Origin of the sequence: Streptosporangium sp. NPDC020072 (assembly GCF_040631445.1) — a bacterium.
Classification (GTDB): domain Bacteria; phylum Actinomycetota; class Actinomycetes; order Streptosporangiales; family Streptosporangiaceae; genus Streptosporangium.
Map to the genome: position 1 here is coordinate 172,052 of NZ_JBEYAB010000002.1, position 15,100 is coordinate 187,151.

Annotated in this window: 14 protein-coding genes; 6 read left to right on the forward strand and 8 right to left on the reverse strand. The window is 71.1% G+C overall.

The features are described from left to right. The first annotated feature begins 8 nt into the window (after positions 1 to 8). Entirely contained in the window at positions 9 to 410 is a 402-nt protein-coding gene (locus tag ABZ470_RS04110) for a hypothetical protein (protein ID WP_362909821.1), read from the forward strand. 3 nt (positions 411 to 413) lie between these two features. Here ABZ470_RS04110 and ABZ470_RS04115 read toward each other — a convergent pair whose 3' ends face one another. From ABZ470_RS04115 to ABZ470_RS04135, 5 genes are all read right to left on the reverse strand, one after another. Then, entirely contained in the window at positions 414 to 1,826 is a 1,413-nt protein-coding gene (locus ABZ470_RS04115) for an NAD-dependent malic enzyme (protein ID WP_352010159.1), read from the reverse strand. Between the two features lie 80 nt (positions 1,827 to 1,906). After that, positions 1,907 to 2,536: a cytidylate kinase-like family protein gene (locus ABZ470_RS04120; protein ID WP_352009620.1), complete on the reverse strand. Its 630-nt coding sequence runs from the start codon at positions 2,534 to 2,536 to the stop codon at positions 1,907 to 1,909. A 139-nt stretch (positions 2,537 to 2,675) separates the two neighbouring features. Beyond that, the gene (locus tag ABZ470_RS04125; protein ID WP_352009621.1) at positions 2,676 to 3,608 is read right to left on the reverse strand and encodes a tetratricopeptide repeat protein; all 933 of its coding nucleotides are present in this window, start codon (positions 3,606 to 3,608) and stop codon (positions 2,676 to 2,678) included. Between the two features lie 162 nt (positions 3,609 to 3,770). Further along, the gene (locus ABZ470_RS04130; RefSeq protein ID WP_352009622.1) at positions 3,771 to 5,438 is read right to left on the reverse strand and encodes a methylmalonyl-CoA mutase family protein; all 1,668 of its coding nucleotides are present in this window, start codon (positions 5,436 to 5,438) and stop codon (positions 3,771 to 3,773) included. Positions 5,439 to 5,559: 121 nt separating this feature from the next. Then, positions 5,560 to 6,069, reverse strand: a complete 510-nt coding sequence (locus ABZ470_RS04135; protein ID WP_352009623.1) for a MarR family transcriptional regulator — start codon at positions 6,067 to 6,069, stop codon at positions 5,560 to 5,562. A gap of 328 nt (positions 6,070 to 6,397) precedes the next feature. Between ABZ470_RS04135 and ABZ470_RS04140 the strand changes: the two genes are divergently transcribed. Both ABZ470_RS04140 and ABZ470_RS04145 read left to right on the forward strand, forming a co-directional pair. Next, on the forward strand, positions 6,398 to 7,912 hold the full coding sequence (locus ABZ470_RS04140) for a hypothetical protein (RefSeq protein WP_352009624.1): 1,515 nt from the start codon (positions 6,398 to 6,400) through the stop codon (positions 7,910 to 7,912). A 152-nt stretch (positions 7,913 to 8,064) separates the two neighbouring features. After that, entirely contained in the window at positions 8,065 to 8,742 is a 678-nt protein-coding gene (locus ABZ470_RS04145) for a DUF4230 domain-containing protein (RefSeq protein ID WP_352009625.1), read from the forward strand. Between the two features lie 137 nt (positions 8,743 to 8,879). On the opposite strand, the gene meaB is transcribed toward ABZ470_RS04145, so the two are convergent. Both meaB and ABZ470_RS04155 read right to left on the reverse strand, forming a co-directional pair. Continuing rightward, complete coding sequence (meaB, locus tag ABZ470_RS04150) at positions 8,880 to 9,803, reverse strand: methylmalonyl Co-A mutase-associated GTPase MeaB (protein WP_352010160.1); 924 nt, start codon at positions 9,801 to 9,803, stop codon at positions 8,880 to 8,882. A gap of 83 nt (positions 9,804 to 9,886) precedes the next feature. After that, the gene (locus ABZ470_RS04155; protein WP_362909823.1) at positions 9,887 to 11,074 is read right to left on the reverse strand and encodes an acetyl-CoA C-acetyltransferase; all 1,188 of its coding nucleotides are present in this window, start codon (positions 11,072 to 11,074) and stop codon (positions 9,887 to 9,889) included. 83 nt (positions 11,075 to 11,157) lie between these two features. Here ABZ470_RS04155 and mce point away from each other — a divergent pair, with 83 nt between their 5' ends. From mce to ABZ470_RS04170, 3 genes are all read left to right on the forward strand, one after another. Further along, positions 11,158 to 11,580: a methylmalonyl-CoA epimerase gene (gene mce / locus ABZ470_RS04160; RefSeq protein ID WP_352010161.1), complete on the forward strand. Its 423-nt coding sequence runs from the start codon at positions 11,158 to 11,160 to the stop codon at positions 11,578 to 11,580. A gap of 201 nt (positions 11,581 to 11,781) precedes the next feature. Next, complete coding sequence (locus tag ABZ470_RS04165) at positions 11,782 to 13,062, forward strand: DivIVA domain-containing protein (protein WP_352009627.1); 1,281 nt, start codon at positions 11,782 to 11,784, stop codon at positions 13,060 to 13,062. A 123-nt stretch (positions 13,063 to 13,185) separates the two neighbouring features. Continuing rightward, entirely contained in the window at positions 13,186 to 14,340 is a 1,155-nt protein-coding gene (locus tag ABZ470_RS04170) for an AI-2E family transporter (RefSeq protein WP_352009628.1), read from the forward strand. On the opposite strand, the gene ABZ470_RS04175 is transcribed toward ABZ470_RS04170, so the two are convergent. Continuing rightward, the gene (locus ABZ470_RS04175) at positions 14,300 to 15,085 is read right to left on the reverse strand and encodes an alpha/beta fold hydrolase (RefSeq protein ID WP_352010162.1); all 786 of its coding nucleotides are present in this window, start codon (positions 15,083 to 15,085) and stop codon (positions 14,300 to 14,302) included. The two genes, ABZ470_RS04170 and ABZ470_RS04175, sit on opposite strands and share 41 nt — an antisense overlap. Between the last annotated feature and the right edge of the window lie 15 nt (positions 15,086 to 15,100).

Sequence of the window (15,100 nt, forward strand, 5' to 3'; positions counted from 1 at the left end):
GGGGAGAAATGCGACAGGATGGCGAGGCGACGATCACCCCCGTGGCGTTCTTCGCGCTGGTCTTCCTCTTCGTCGCGGGCACCCTCCCCACACAAGGCACCGGCGAGCCGCACCGGACGGGGCACGGCGTCAGGGCGCCGAGCACCGGACACCAGAGGGCACGACCGGGGCGCAGGACCTCGCGGTCCCTGTCCGTTCTCGGTGCGCCGCGTCCCTGGGAGACGGGCCCGCTCGCCGGAGTCGAACCCGCCGCCGGGCTGCCCTCCTGGGCCGCGACCGCCGCAGGCGTGACGCTCACCGGCGGTGCGCTGTGGTGGTACGGCGTGCTGTGGCCACGCCGTACCCCGTCACAGCCGATCGGCCCCGGACACCCGCCGGACGGCCGCCGCCGTCCCGGGCGCAGGCTCTGAGTGCTACGCCTCGGTCATGCCGGTGCGCGCCCTGCCACCCGCCGACTCGCGCACGGCGGCGGCGACGGCGCCCGCGACGTCGGCGTGGAACACGCTGGGAATGATGTAGTTGGGGCCGAGCTCCTCGGCGGTGACCACGGCCGCCAGCGCCCGAGCCGCCGCCAGCAGCATCTCCTGGCTCACCACGCTGGCCTGCGCGTCGAGCAGACCGCGGAAGACACCGGGGAAGGCCAGCACGTTGTTGATCTGGTTCGGGTAGTCCGAACGACCGGTGGCGACCACGGCCGCGTGCTCGCGGGCGTCGTCGGGCGAGACCTCGGGCTCGGGGTTGGCCAGCGCGAAGACCACCGCTCCGTCGGCCATCGTCGCGATGTCGTCGCCGGTGAGGATGCCGGGGGCGGAGACGCCGACGAACACGTCGGCCCCCTTGATCGCGCCCCGCAGGTCACCGGCGTAGCCCTCGGCGTTGGTGTGCTCGGCGATCCAGCGCAGCGAGTCGTCGAGGTCCTCCCTGCCGCTGTGCACCGCGCCCAGGTAGTCGCAGACGACCACGTTGCGGGCACCGGCCGCCAGCAGCAGGCGCAACACCGCCGTACCGGCCGCCCCGGCGCCGGCCAGCGTGATGCGCACCTCGCCGAGCTCCTTGCCGACCACGCGCAGCGCGTTGGTGAGCGCGGCCAGCACGCAGATCGCGGTGCCGTGCTGGTCGTCGTGGAAGACCGGGATGTCCAGCAGCTCCCGCAGCCGCCGCTCGACCTCGAAGCAGCGCGGCGCGGAGATGTCCTCCAGGTTGATGCCGCCGAAGCCGGGGGCGATGACCTGGACGGTGCGGACGATCTCGTCGACGTCCTGGGTGTCGAGACAGATCGGCCAGGCGTCGATGTCGGCGAAGCGCTTGAAGAGAGCGGCCTTGCCCTCCATGACGGGCAGCGCGGCGGCGGGGCCGATGTTGCCCAGACCGAGCACCGCGGAGCCGTCGGTGACCACGGCGACGGTGTTCCGCTTGATGGTCAGCCGCCTGGCGTCCTCCGGGTTGCGCGCGATGGCCATGGAGACCCGGGCGACGCCGGGCGTGTAGGCCATGGACAGCTCGTCACGGTTGCGCAGCGGCACCTTGGAGCGCATCTCGATCTTGCCGCCGAGGTGCATGAGGAAGGTCCGGTCGGAGACCTTGTGGAGGACGACTCCCTCCACGGCGTCCAGCTTGTCGACGATGGCCTGGGCGTGGTCGGTGTCACGTGCGGCGCAGGTGACGTCGATGCGCAGGGTCTCGTGCCCGGCGGTGGTGACGTCGAGTGCGGTGACCACCCCTCCGGCTGACTCTACGGCGTGGGTGAGCTGGCTGACGGCCTTGCCCCCTGCGGGCACCTCAAGGCGCACGGTGATGGAGTAGGACACGCTCGGCACGGTCGCCACAGTCATTCGCTCCTTCGCGACAGGACTGGTTGGAGTCCCTCCATCGTGCCACCAACGGACCGGTGTCCGTACCGGGTCGCTCAGCTCAGAGCTGTCGATGCGGTCACAATCAGCTCCACGCACGTGTCGACCGGGATGCTCGTGCTGTCCAGCACGAGGTGGTAGAGGGTCGGGCAGGCCGCGTCCGCGCGGTAGAAGTGGCGGACGTAGGCGGCCCGTGCCCGGTCGTTGTCCTCGATGATCCGGCGCGCCTGACGCTCGGTCACCCCGCTCAGGGTCGCCGTCTGGACGACCCTGCGGGTCAGCGGCGCGTCCAGCCGTACGTGCAGGGCGCCGGGGTGGTCGGCCAGCACGAGCGCGCCCGCCCTGCCGAGGAACACCCCGCCCTGCTCCCCGGCGATCTGCCTGATCACCCGTTCGGTGTGGGCGACGAAGTCCTCGGCGGGCAGCGGCATGACGCCGGGGATGTACATGTCGATGCCGCCGAAGCTCGCCGCGGGCAGCCGCATCGCCCCGGCCAGCAGCCGGGCCAGCCCGTGCTCGGCCCGGTCGTCGTGCGCCAGGACGTCCTCCAGGCTGCAGCCGAGCTCGACGGCGACCGTGCCGGGGATCGCCCGGTCGAGGAAGGGGACTCCGAGACGCCCGGCGACCGCCGGTCCGATAACGCTTCCGGCGGTGCCGTACGTCGCGGAGATGGTGACGACCCGCATGACCTGTTCATGCCCGGAAACCGGGGGCGTCCATACCCGTGGGCCGGCGCTTTTACGGGCGGACCCTTATCCGGGGCGTCCCGGCCCTCCCGGCGCGGGTGGCGGACACACACGCGGCGCCCGGGAGGCCTCGGACGGGTCAGAACAGGGCGCTGGCCAGGTTCCTGCGGGCCTTGCCCACGGAGGGGTCGTCCGCGGGAAGGGTCTCGAACAGGCTGAGCAGACGGGTCCTGACCCGGTCTCGGTCGTCGCCCGAGGTGCGCCGCACGACCGCGACGAGCCGTTCGAAGGCCTGGTCCACGTCGCCGGAGAGCATCTCGAAGTCGGCGGCCAGGAGCTGGGCGTCGAGGTCGGCGGGGTCGGACAGGCGGCCCTGCACCTCGGCGGGGTCGACGTCCTGGGTACGCCGGATCAGGCCGAGACCCGCCAGGCCGATCTTGGCGTCCTCGTTGTTCGGGGAGCGCGCCAGCAGCCGCTCGTAGGCGGCGACCGCGGCGTCGAGGTCACCGGCGTCGATGGCCTGCTCGGCGGCGAGAACGTCCGGGTCGGTGGGAGGCTCGGCGGGCTGCTCCTGCGCCTGCCCGCCCTCGGGGACCGGGGGGAGATACTGCGCGAGGGCCTCAAGGAGCTGCGAGAGCCAGTCGCGCAGCTGCGCCTCCGTCGCGATGCCCGGGACGACGGCGACCGGCTGGCCCTGGAAGAGGGCGTAGAGCGCCGGCACGTTCTGCACCCGCAGTGCCTGGGCGATCTGCGGGCTGACCTCGACGTCCACCCTGGCCAGGGTCCACCGGCCCGCGTTCTCCGCGGCCAGTTTCTCCAGCAGCAGGCTGTACTCCCTGGCCTGTTCCGCCCTGGTCACCGTGAGCTCCAGCAGCACGAGGCTGTTCATGGAGCGTTCGACGACCTCCTGCGTGAAGTTGGTGTCGTCCACGTCGACGACCGGAGCCGGTACTCCGCCGGTCTCCTGGGCGGTGGCCTCCCGGCGCGCCTGCGCGTCGAGCGCCTGCTTGCGCGCGCCGAGATCGACGGCACCGTAGAGCGATCCTGCTCGTTTGAAGTCCGCTGGGCTCATACTCCAATCCTGCCGCATCCGGGCGGCTGCGCCGACTCGGCACCACGCCGGGACGCCTTCCGGAGGACAGGCCGGGGCCGGGCGGCCGCGCCCACCGGACCCCCCGCGCCGTAGGGAGGCAGGTGGGCCGTCTCGCCCGGCCCTCGGGTCTTCGGGATCCCGCTAGAAGCGCGCGGGCTCGGTGTAGACGCCCCACACCTCGCGCAGCGCGTCGCAGATCTCGCCGAGGGTGGCCTCGGCGCGGACCGCGTCGAGCATGGACGGGATCAGGTTGCCCTCTCCCCTGGCCACCTCGACCATCGTGGCGAGCGCCCGCTCGACGGCCTGCCCGTCGCGGGCCGTCCTGCGCTCGGCGAGGACGCGGTTCTGCTCGCGCTCGACCTCGTGGCTGATCCTGAGGATCTCCAGCGGCTCGTCGATGGAGGCGGTGTGGCAGTTGACGCCGACGATCCGCTTCTCGCCCTTCTCCAGCTTGCGCTGGTAGTCGAAGGCCGCCTCGGCGATCTCGGACATGAACCAGCCGTCCTCGATGCCGCGCAGGATGCCGGACGTCATCGACCCGTCGGAGCCCATGTCCCGGACCTTGGCGAAGATCGCCTCCGCCTCGGCCTCGATCCTGTCGGTCAGCGCCTCCACGTACCAGGAGCCGCCGAGCGGGTCGGCCACGTTGACGACCTCGGTCTCCTCCATGATCACCTGCTGGGTGCGCAGCGCGATCTCGGCGGCCTTCTGCGAGGGCAGCGCCAGGACCTCGTCGAGGGCGTTGGTGTGCAGCGAGTTGGTGCCGCCGAGCACCGCGGCGAGCGCCTCGATCGCGGTGCGCACCACGTTGTTGTACGGCTGCTGCGCCGTCAGGGAGACACCGGCCGTCTGGGTGTGGAAGCGCAGCCACTGGGCCTTGTCGGTCTTGGCCCCGTAGACGTCGCGCAGCCACCGCGCCCAGATCCGCCTGGCGGCCCTGAACTTGGCGATCTCCTCGAAGAAGTCGATGTGCGCGTCGAAGAAGAACGACAGGCCCGGCGCGAAGACGTCCACGTCCAGCCCCCTGGACAGGCCGAGTTCGACGTAGCCGAACCCGTCGGCCAGGGTGAAGGCCAGCTCCTGCGCCGCCGTCGCCCCGGCCTCGCGGATGTGGTAGCCGGACACGCTGAGCGGCTTGTAGGCCGGGATGTTCGTGGCGCAGAACTCCATCAGGTCGCCGATCAGCCGCAGGTGCGGCTCGGGGGCGAACAGCCACTCCTTCTGGGCGATGTACTCCTTGAAGATGTCGGTCTGCAGCGTCCCGTTGAGCCTGCCGACCGGCACCCCCTGGCGTTCCGCCGCGACGACGTACATGCAGAAGATCGGCACGGCGGGACCGCTGATCGTCATCGAGGTGGTGATGTCGCCGAGCGGGATGCCGTCGAAGAGCAGGTCCATGTCCAGCGCGGAGTCGATGGCGACGCCGCAGTGGCCGACCTCCCCGAGCGAGCGGGGGTCGTCGGAGTCGCGGCCCATCAGCGTCGGCATGTCGAAGGCGACGCTCAGCCCGCCGCCGCCCGCGCCGAGGATCATCTTGTAGCGCTCGTTGGTCTGCTTGGCGTTGCCGAACCCGGCGAACTGCCGGATGGTCCACGCCTTGCCCCGGTAGCCGGTGGGGTGCAGGCCTCGGGTGAAGGGGTACTCCCCCGGCCAGCCGATCCGTTCGAAGCGCGGATCGTCCTCCTTGGGCCCGTATACGGGCGCGACGTCGAGGCCGGAGAGCGTCCGGAACTCGGAATCACGCTTGGCTGCCTTGTCGAAACGCGCCTGCCAGCGCGCCCTGCCAGCCTCGATCTCCTCGGCGTCCATGGCCAACTCCCTCTAACGCCCTTGTACGGCTCGGCTTCTCGTGACGGCTTGTGGCCTCGAAAAGATACTAGGACGTCCTACTAATTTTTGGCCAGCATACGAGAAGCGACCGGCCCCGCGATCAGCCCTCGAAGTCCCCCGCGGCCACCCTGATGGTCCTGAGCAGGCCGAACATCTGGCCGAGCTCCGCCTCGCCGTACATGGTCATGCCGAAACCGGCCGCCATCAGGTCGTCCGTCGCCTCGCTCACGACCTCCCGGCCCCGGGTGGTGATCTCGGCCAGCACCCCGCGGCCGTCGCGGGGGTTGCGCATGCGGCGGACCAGCCCGGCGCGTTCGAGGCGGTCGACGGTGTTCGTGACACTCGTCGGGTGGACCATCAGCCGCTCGCCGATGCGCGACAGCGGCAGCGCGCCGGACTTGCTGAAGGTCAGCAGCACCAACGCCTCGTATCGAGCGAAGGTCAAGTCATACGGTTTGAGCAGCGTGTCCAGTTGCGCCAGCAGGATCTGGTGCGCTCTCATGATCGACGTGACGGCGGCCATGGCCGAGGACTGTCCGAAATGAACGCGCCACGTCTCCGCGGCACGCTCGATGGGGTCGAACGGCAGATTCAGCTGACCTGTAGCCACAGGGTTACGTTAGCGCGGCCTCGTCCCCGTCCGCCCGTGCCCACAGGGCGCTGAACCGATGGCTTCGCCAAGAACCCGGACGTCAAACGTCACGCTCGGTTATGGTTCCCACATCGAATGGTGAGGGCGCGGCCAAATGGTCGCGCACGCTCAGTCCGGATCTGCGGGGGACGCCGACCGGACCGGTGGCCGAGGGGAACGGTCATCGAACATTCACAGCACGGGGGGTGCTTGATGAACGACGACTCGACGGCGCTTGTACGCCGTATGACCTATGGCACGTGTCCAAGCACGGACGGCACGGCGTGGACCGCTTCCACGCACGGCGGTGCGTGAGCACAGGGGCGTTTCACGCGAGGAACTCCAGCAGAGCGCGTTGGTGGCTGTCGCCGTCCTGCTCGTGCTCGGCGTGGTCGCGGCGTGGAGCGTCCTCATACCCGGCGTCAGCGCGTGGGAGAACGTCATCGCCGCGGTGATCGGCTCGCTGCGGCTCACCGGGCCCGTGGCCGCCGCCTTCGCCGCCTGGGTCGCGGTGCGCAGGCGGCGCGGGGCCAGGCGGCGCCCGCAGAGCGCGTGGCAGGCCGTGCGCGCGCCACTGGCCATCGCGGTGGTCGTGGCCGCGCCCTTCACCGCGACCGCGTTGATCATGGCGGTCAGGACCGTGCTCACCGAGCAGGCGGGGCTGCTGCTGCCCAGCGGGCTGGTGATGGGGGTCGCGGGCCTGACGCTGTACGTCGCGCTCGGATGGGTGACCGGGTGGCTGCTGCCCTGGACGATCACCCCGGTGTTCGCCGGGCTCGGCTGCTACGGCCTGTTCACCTGGCTGGCCAGGGGGCAGACCTGGACCGACCGCCTCACCCCCGCCACGCGGGAGCCGTACGACGTGTTCCGCGGGCTGAGCTCGACGGCCTTCACCGACCAGTCGCTGTGGCTGCTCGGCGTCAGTACGGCGTTGCTGCTCGGCTGGGCGGCACTGGTGACACGTCAGGCGCTGGCGCTGGCCGGGGCGCTGCTCGCGGTGCTCGCCGCGGGCACGGGGATGGCCAGGCTGCTCAGCCAGCCCGCGACCGTCTCGGCCCAGCGGGTGGTCTACAGCTGCCAGGAGTGGCCGATCACGGTCTGCGTGCACCCGGGGATGCGCACGGGGCTGCCCGAACTCGGCTCCGCGTTCGTCAAGATCGCCTCCCGTCTCGCGGGAACGCCCGGGGAGTTCTCCCGGCTTGAGCAGCGGCCCCGCAGCGACGCCGCAGCCCCCGCCTCCGGCGCCATCCCGATCCACGTGGACGACCTGTCGACCGGGTTCGCCGACGCGGCGGCCGACGAGTTCGTCGAAGGCCTGGCCCGGCAGTGCGACGGCAGCCCGGCGGCCGGATACCGCGACATCGTGATCGCCTGGCTGCGCGGAAAGCCGCTGCCCGGCGGGCCGCTGCCCGAGCACCAGTACGCCGCCGCCTGGTTCTCCGGGCTCACCGAGGCCCAGCGGCGCGAGTGGCTGCGGCTGAACTACGCCGACTTCGCGGCCTGCAGGCTGCGCGGCGACCTCTTCGGCGGGCAGGCCGTACAGGCGGCGCAGCCGTTCCAGACCGCCCGGCCCGCCCAGCCGTTCCGCCCCTTCCAGCCGGCCCAGCCGGTCCAGGACGGCGAGGCCTCGCCGCTCGTCCCACGGGAGCAGCTCGCCGCCCCGGAGCAGCCGGGCCGGGTACGGCGCGCCGGGCACTCGGGACGGATGACGGCTCCCCGGCGGCAGGTCGGGCAGGAGAACGGCATGAGCCGTCACGAGGAGTGTGCCGCCCGGGGCGCGGACGGGGGAACGAGACAGGCGCGTCCGGCCCACCACGAATGACATGATCGGCATAGGCTTCGGCACGGGAGCGTGGTCCGTCCGGGACCGCCCGATATGAGAGCGCCGATCCGGATGAGTCGTTCCACGCGGGAAGGCGGCCCCTCCTCCGGCCGCCCGCGTGAGAACGCGGCCACCGAGGGAAGGAGACCGCCGTGAACGCCCCCTTGGAAGCGCCGCCGCAACCGGCGTCCGCGCCGCCCCCGCGCAGGGGCGCGCGCCTGCTCGCCGGGCTGCTCGTCACCGTCGTCCTGCTCGTCGTGGGCGCCCGTCTGGCCTGGTCGTGGCTGAACCCGTTCGGCGAGAACACCGTCGACCGCAGTCAGCCCGCGCTGCTCGAATCCATCCACAACCTCAGCCGTTTCGAGGCGGCCACCGGCAACTTCCAGGTCGTCGTGGACCTGGAGAAGGACGCCCCCTTCCTGCCCGACGCCATCAAGGGCAGCCGTACCCTCTTCGTCGGCGCGGGCGGGGTGGACGCCTACGTCGACTTCGGCGGCCTGGCCTCGGGCGCGCTGACCGTCTCCCCCGACCGCAGGCAGGTCACGGTACGGCTGCCGCACGCCCAGCTGGAGAAGCCCAACCTCGACAACAGGCGCTCCTACGTCTACGCCCAGGAGCGCGGTCTCTTCGACCGGGTCGAGGACTTCCTGTCCTCCTCCCCCGGCGACCAGCAGGAGCTCTACGTGCTGGCCGAGAAGAAGATCGCGGATGCGGCGCAGGCCAGTGACCTGCGTACCCGCGCCGACCAGAACACCAAGATCATGCTTCAGGGCATGCTCGGCGGACTCGGCTTCGAGAAGGTCACCGTCGACTTCGCCGCCCAGCCCTGACACCCGGCTCTGAGCCTCCCGGCTCTGAGCCTCCCGGCCCTGAGCCGCCCGGCTCCGAACGGCCCGGCCCTGATCGGTGTTCCGGTCAGGGCCTTCGACCGGCCGGTGCCGGTCGGCCGACAGCGGTCAGTCGCCGCTCAGTCGATGGCGGCCAGCAGTTCGTCGGCCGCGCGGTAGGGGTCGAGCCCCTCGTCGAGCACCCGGCGGGCCAGCGCGTCCAGACGCCGGTCGCCGTGCAGGTGCGCGAAGCGTGAGCGGAGGGTGGCCAGCGCGATCGCCTCGATCTCGTCCCTGGCCCTGGCCTGACGTCTGCGCCCGAGCTCGCCCGACTCCTCAAGGTGGGCCCAGTGCGCGTCGAGGGCGTCGACCACGTCCTGCGCCCCTTCGCCCCGGTAGGCGACGGTCGGCACGATCGGCGGCTTCCAGTCCCGTGCGACCAGGGCGATCATGTTGCGCAGTTCCCTGATGGCCGCCTGAGCGCCGTCACGGTCGGCCTTGTTGACCACGAACACGTCGGCGATCTCCAGGATGCCCGCCTTGGCCGCCTGCACGCCGTCCCCCATGCCCGGGGCGAGCAGCACGATGGTGGTGTCGGCCAGCGAGGCGATGTCCACCTCCGCCTGGCCGACCCCGACGGTCTCGACCAGGATGACCTCGCACCCGGCGGCCTCCAGGACGCGCAGCGCCTGGGGGGTCGCCCATGACAGACCGCCCAGATGCCCCCGGCTCGCCATCGAGCGGATGAACACCTCGGGGTCGGTCGCGTGGTCCTGCATCCGCACCCGGTCGCCGAGCAGGGCGCCGCCGGTGAACGGCGAGGACGGGTCGACGGCGAGCACGCCAACCCTTCTGCCCTGCTCGCGGAAGGCCCGCACCAGCATCCCGGTCGAGGTCGACTTGCCCACGCCGGGAGAACCGGTCAGCCCGATGATCCTGGCCCTGACCGGACGCTCCGCGCAGAGCCTGGCCATGATCTCTCTGAGCAGGGGCGAGCCGTTCTCCACCAGGGAGATCAACCTGGCGACCGCGCGAGGCTGCCCGGCCCGTGCCCGCGCGACCAGATCGGAGACGTCGGCCTGCGGGGGGTGCCCGTTCCCCGTGGCCGCGGGCCGCTCGCGGGTCACCGGTCCCGGGTCTCGCACCGTCACGCCGAGGGGACCCGGATGATCAGGGCGTCACCCTGGCCACCGCCGCCGCACAGTCCCGCCGCGCCGAGGCCACCGCCACGGCGCCTGAGCTCGTGGGCGAGAGCCAGCACGATGCGGGCTCCCGAGGCCCCGATCGGGTGACCGACGGCGATGCCGCCGCCGTTGACGTTGATCTTGTCGAGCGGGACGCCGAGCTCCTTGGCCGACTGCAGGACGACCTGGGCGAAGGCCTCGTTGATCTCCAGCAGGTCGAGGTCGTCGACGGAGAGCCCCTGCTTGTCCAGGGCGTGCCTGATGGCGTTGGCCGGCTGGGACTGCAGGGAGTTGTCCGGGCCGGCGACGTTGCCGTGCGCGCCGATCTCGGCCAGCCATTCGAGCCCGAGCTCCTCGGCCTTGGCCTTGGACATCACGACGACCGCGCAGGCGCCGTCGGAGATCTGCGAGGCGGAGCCCGCGGTGATCGTGCCGTTCTTGCCGAAGGCGGGGCGCAACCGGGCCAGGGCCTCGACGGTGGTGTCGGCGCGCACGCCCTCGTCTGCGGCGAAGACCACCGGCTCGCCCTTGCGCTGCGGGATCGTCACCGGGACGATCTCGTCGTCGAGCACACCGTTCTTGATCGCCGCGGCGGCCAGCTCGTGCGAACGGGCGGAGAAGGCGTCCTGCTCCTCACGGGTCAGGCCGAGGCGCTCGTTGTGCCGCTCGGTCGACTCGCCCATGGACACCTGGTCGTAGGCGTCGGTGAGGCCGTCGTGCGCCATCGAGTCCACGATGCCCGCCTCGCCGTACTTCACCCCTCTGCGCAGGCCGGGCAGCAGGTGGGGGGCGTTCGACATGGACTCCATGCCGCCTGCGACCACGACGTCGAACTCGCCCGCCCTGATGAGCTGGTCGGCGAGGGCGATGGCGTCGAGGCCGGACAGGCAGACCTTGTTGATCGTCAGCGACGGCACGGTCATCGGGATTCCGGCCTTGACTGCGGCCTGACGGGCGGGGATCTGCCCCGCTCCGGCCTGCAGGACCTGGCCCATGATCACGTACTGCACGGCCTCGGGAGCGACGCCTGAACGCTCCAGCGCGGCCTTGATGGCGATGCCGCCGAGCTCGACGGCCGAAAGACCGGACAGCGAGCCGAGCAGCCGCCCGATGGGGGTACGAGCTCCGGCGACGATGACGGAACCAGACATAGCAGGGCCTCCCTGGCGGGGCTTGGGACGACTTTGCCACCATACCCATGGGTACCCGAGTAGCCGCCATGGAGGTTGGACATATGTTCATGCGGATCGATCATGTGGGAATCGCCTGCCACGACCTTGAGGAGAAGATCGCATTCTTCGAGCGGACCTTCGAGCTGACCGTGGTCGCCCGCGAGGTCAACGAGGAGCAGGGCGTCAAGGAGGCGATGTTGCACATCGCCGACGGCAACGGGGGCGGGTCGTACATCCAGCTCCTCGAACCGCTCGGCCCCGACACACCCGTCGGGAAGTTCCTCGCCAAGCGGGGTGAGGGGGTCCATCACGTGGCCTTCGGGGTCCCGGACGTCGCCGAGGCGATGCGGGAGATCGGCGACCGGGGCGTCAGGCTTCTCGACGAGGCTCCCCGGCACGGCACGATGGGTTCCTCCATCGCTTTCCTGCATCCCAAGGATGTCGGCGGAATGCTCACCGAACTCGTTCAGGCGCCAAAGCACTAAAGGCGCACCATGTCAAATGTAAGAAACGTTCGTACGTAACAAGTCGCGCAGAAAGCCAGAGGAGACCGACAACTCGGCGACTCCAGAGTACGCTGGCCTACCACCGGACGTGTGGATCCCCGCCACGGCTCCGCCTCGGATGTCCGACCAATCCCCCGTCCGGCCCGTGTAGCCGCCTCGACAACCCAGGATCGAGCCTCCATGCAGTCCGACATCGACGCCCAGCTCAACAATTTCTTCGAAGACGCCCCCGCTCGGGAATTCGACGTGGTGCTCCGAGGCTATGACCGGCACCAGGTCCACGACCATCTGAAGCAAGTCGACAACGAACTGCGCCAGACCAGGGAACAGCTCCAGGGCCTGCAACGAGAACTCGCCGACTCCCAGCGTCAGCTTCAGGAGCAGGAGCGTCCGACCTACTCGGGGCTGGGCGCCCGTATCGAACAGCTGCTGCGTCTGGCCGAGGAGCAGGCCACCGAGCTGGTCCAGGCCGCTCGTTCAGAGGCGAACGAGATCAAGGCCGCGTCCAAGGTCGAGGCCGCGGACCTGCGTGCCGCCGCGGAGAACGAGGCGGCGGAGAAGCGCGCCCTCGCCACCCGCGAGGCCGACGACATGCGCACCACCGCCGAGCGGGACGCCGACGAGATCCGTTCGACCGCTCGCCGTGAGGCCGACGAGCTGACCGCCACCACCGAGCGCGAGGTCGCCAAGCTCAGGGCGACCGCCGACCACGAGGTCGCGGAGAAGCGCGCGGACGCCGAGCGTGAGATCGCCAAGCTGCGCACCACCACCGAGCGCGAGGTCGCCCAGCTGCGCGCCTCGACCAAGCGCGAGCGCGACGAGATCCTGACCACCGCCAAGCGCCAGGCCGACGAGATGCGCGCCCAGGCCCAGCGGGTCCTTGAGGAGTCCGAGGCCAAGCGCGCCCAGGACGAGGCCGAGTTCGAGATCCAGCTCGCCTCCCGCCGCGAGGAGGCCGAGCGCCAGGAGGCCGAGCGCCACGCCACCGCGCAGGCCAACACCCAGAAGCTAGTCTCCGAGGCCGAGCAGCGCGCGGCGACCGCCGAACAGCGCGCGACCAAGGCGACCCAGCAGGCCGAGCAGACCCGCCGCGAGGCCGACACCCACGCCAAGCAGCTGCTCGCCAACGCCCGCAAGAACGCCGACCAGCTCGTGGCGGACGCCAAGTCCAGCGCCGAGTCGATCGTCTCCGAGGCCAAGTCCGAGGCCGAGCGCAGCCGTACGGTCGCCCAGCGCCAGGTCGACGAGCTGACCCGCCAGCGCGACAGCATCACCAGCCACCTCGCGCAGCTGCGCCAGCTGCTCGGCGGCGCGCCGCTGCCCGCGGCCGACCCCGAGCCCGCGATCGCCGCGGCGCCGCCCAAGCCGGCCATCCCGGCCTCCAACGGCAGCGAGAAGCCGCTCGCGCCCGCCGCGAAGTCGCCCGCCAAGGACGACGACGCGGAGTGGTGGCAGGAGTAGCCCCCCGCCTGGCGAGGCGTCACGACGGCTACGCATGACGGCTACGAGAGAGCCTGGCGACCCTGAGGGTCGCTAGGCTCTCTTGTCACGTTCCCCGCCGTTCCCCCACCGCCAGGAGCACCAGTGTCCGAAGCGTCCCAGCCGCCCCAGGCGTCTCCGGCGCCTCAACCGCCCCAGGCGGCCGACGCCGCCCGGCCCGCCGTGCCGAAGGCCAGGCCCGAGTTCGCCGAGCCGTACGGCAAGCCGGGCAAACCGCTGACGAGGAACCCGTTCCTAATCGGGCTGACCGGGGGCCTGGGGATACTGACGGCCTGGGCGCTGGCCCAGGCGCTGATCACGGCGCGCAGCGTGATCGTACTGGTCGTCGTGGCGATGTTCCTCGCCGTCGGGCTCAACCCGGCGGTCGAGGCGTTGCAGCGGCGCAGAATGCCCCGCCGGGGGGCGATCTCGATCGTCTTCGGCGGGGTGATCCTGTTCTTCGTGCTGTTCGGTCTGGCGATCGTCCCGCCGGTGAGCCGGGAGGCGGCCTCCTTCGTCAGCGCGGTGCCCGGCTACGTCAGGGAGCTGCTGGCCAACCCCACGCTGAGGGCACTGGACAGCGACTACCAGATCCTCACCAGGATCGGCGACTACGTCACCAACGGCGGCCTGGCCCAGGCCGTGGCCGGCGGCCTGGTCGGTGCCGGCGCCGTGGTGTTCGACACGTTCTTCTCCGGCTTCACGCTGCTGGTGCTGACGCTGTACTTCCTCGGCTCGCTGCCCTCGATCAAGGACTACCTCTTCCGGCTCGTGCCGAGCAGCCGCAGGGAGCGGACCAGGGCGCTGGGCGACGAGATCCTCGACGGCATCGGCGGTTACGTGGCCGGGAACCTGCTGATCTCGGTGATCGCCGGGGTGACCACCTGGGTGTTCCTCGCGGTGCTGAACATGCCCTACGCGCTGGCCCTCGCCCTGGTCGTGGCGGTCGCGGACCTGATCCCGCTGGTCGGGGCGACGATCGGCGCCGTGCTGGTGACGCTGGTCGCGCTGCTGCAGTCCTGGACGCTCGGCGTGGCCTGCGGGGTCTTCTTCCTGATCTACCAGCAGATCGAGAACTATCTGATCTATCCGCGCGTCATGAAGCGCTCGGTCGACGTGGCCCCCGCGGTCACCGTGATCGCCGCGTTGTTCGGCGGCGCGCTGATGGGCATCGTCGGGGCACTGCTGGCCATCCCGGTGGCCGCGGCGATCGCGTTGATCATCCGTGAGGTCGTGCTTCCCCGGCAAGCCCGGCTGTGAAGGCGGCCACGGCGCCGTTGAACGCCTCTGGCTGTTCGAGCGCGCTCAGGTGCCCGGCCCGCTCGATCACGGCCAGCCGCCCGTCGGGTACGGCCTCGACCATCGCCCGCGCTTCGGCGACCGGGGTGGTCTCGTCCTCCTCCCCCACGATCACCAGGGCGGGGACCGTGAGCCCGCGCAGGGTGTCGAAGGAGTCGGGACGGCCCGCCATGGCCCGCTGCGCCCAGGCGACCGCCCCCGGCGGGGCCGACTCGATCAGGGCGCGCACCCGGCCGAAGACCATCGCCCTGCTGCGCGCGGTCGTCCTGCCGACCATCGCGGGCATGATCTCCCCGGCCAGGAAGGAGGAGCCCTCCGCGAGCACGGTCGTGGCGACGCGTTCGCGGTACGCCCTGGCCTCCTCGGTGTCGGCGCTCGCCTTGGTGTCGGCGAGCACCACTCCGAGCAGCCGGTCGGGGTGGCGCCTGCACATGGCCATCGTCACGTAGCCGCCCATGGACTGGCCGACGACGACGGCCCTGTCGATCTTCCGGTGGTCGAGCAGGCGCGCCACGTCGTCGGCCATCACGTCGACGGAGGGCTCCTGGTCACCGAGTGGGGAGCCGCCGAAGCCACGCAGGTCGGGGGTGATGACCTCGCAGGAGGAGGACAGTCCCTCCCGCTGGGTCAGCCACATGGCCGAGGAGAGCGGGAAGGCGTGCAGCAGGATGACCGGGAGTCCCTGCCCGGCTGATCGCGTGTACATGAGCACGCTGTCCAC

What these genes read in the sequence shown, in the direction of transcription:
- ABZ470_RS04110 (WP_362909821.1), top strand. Translation starts at nt 9, where the DNA reads ATGCGACAGGATGGCGAGGCGACGATCACCCCCGTGGCGTTCTTCGCG.
- ABZ470_RS04120 (WP_352009620.1), bottom strand. Translation starts at nt 2,536, where the DNA reads ATGCGGGTCGTCACCATCTCCGCGACGTACGGCACCGCCGGAAGCGTT.
- ABZ470_RS04125 (WP_352009621.1), bottom strand. Translation starts at nt 3,608, where the DNA reads ATGAGCCCAGCGGACTTCAAACGAGCAGGATCGCTCTACGGTGCCGTC.
- ABZ470_RS04130 (WP_352009622.1), bottom strand. Translation starts at nt 5,438, where the DNA reads ATGGACGCCGAGGAGATCGAGGCTGGCAGGGCGCGCTGGCAGGCGCGT.
- ABZ470_RS04155 (WP_362909823.1), bottom strand. Translation starts at nt 11,074, where the DNA reads ATGTCTGGTTCCGTCATCGTCGCCGGAGCTCGTACCCCCATCGGGCGG.
- mce (WP_352010161.1), top strand. Translation starts at nt 11,158, where the DNA reads ATGTTCATGCGGATCGATCATGTGGGAATCGCCTGCCACGACCTTGAG.
- ABZ470_RS04165 (WP_352009627.1), top strand. Translation starts at nt 11,782, where the DNA reads ATGCAGTCCGACATCGACGCCCAGCTCAACAATTTCTTCGAAGACGCC.
- ABZ470_RS04175 (WP_352010162.1), bottom strand. Translation starts at nt 15,085, where the DNA reads ATGTACACGCGATCAGCCGGGCAGGGACTCCCGGTCATCCTGCTGCAC.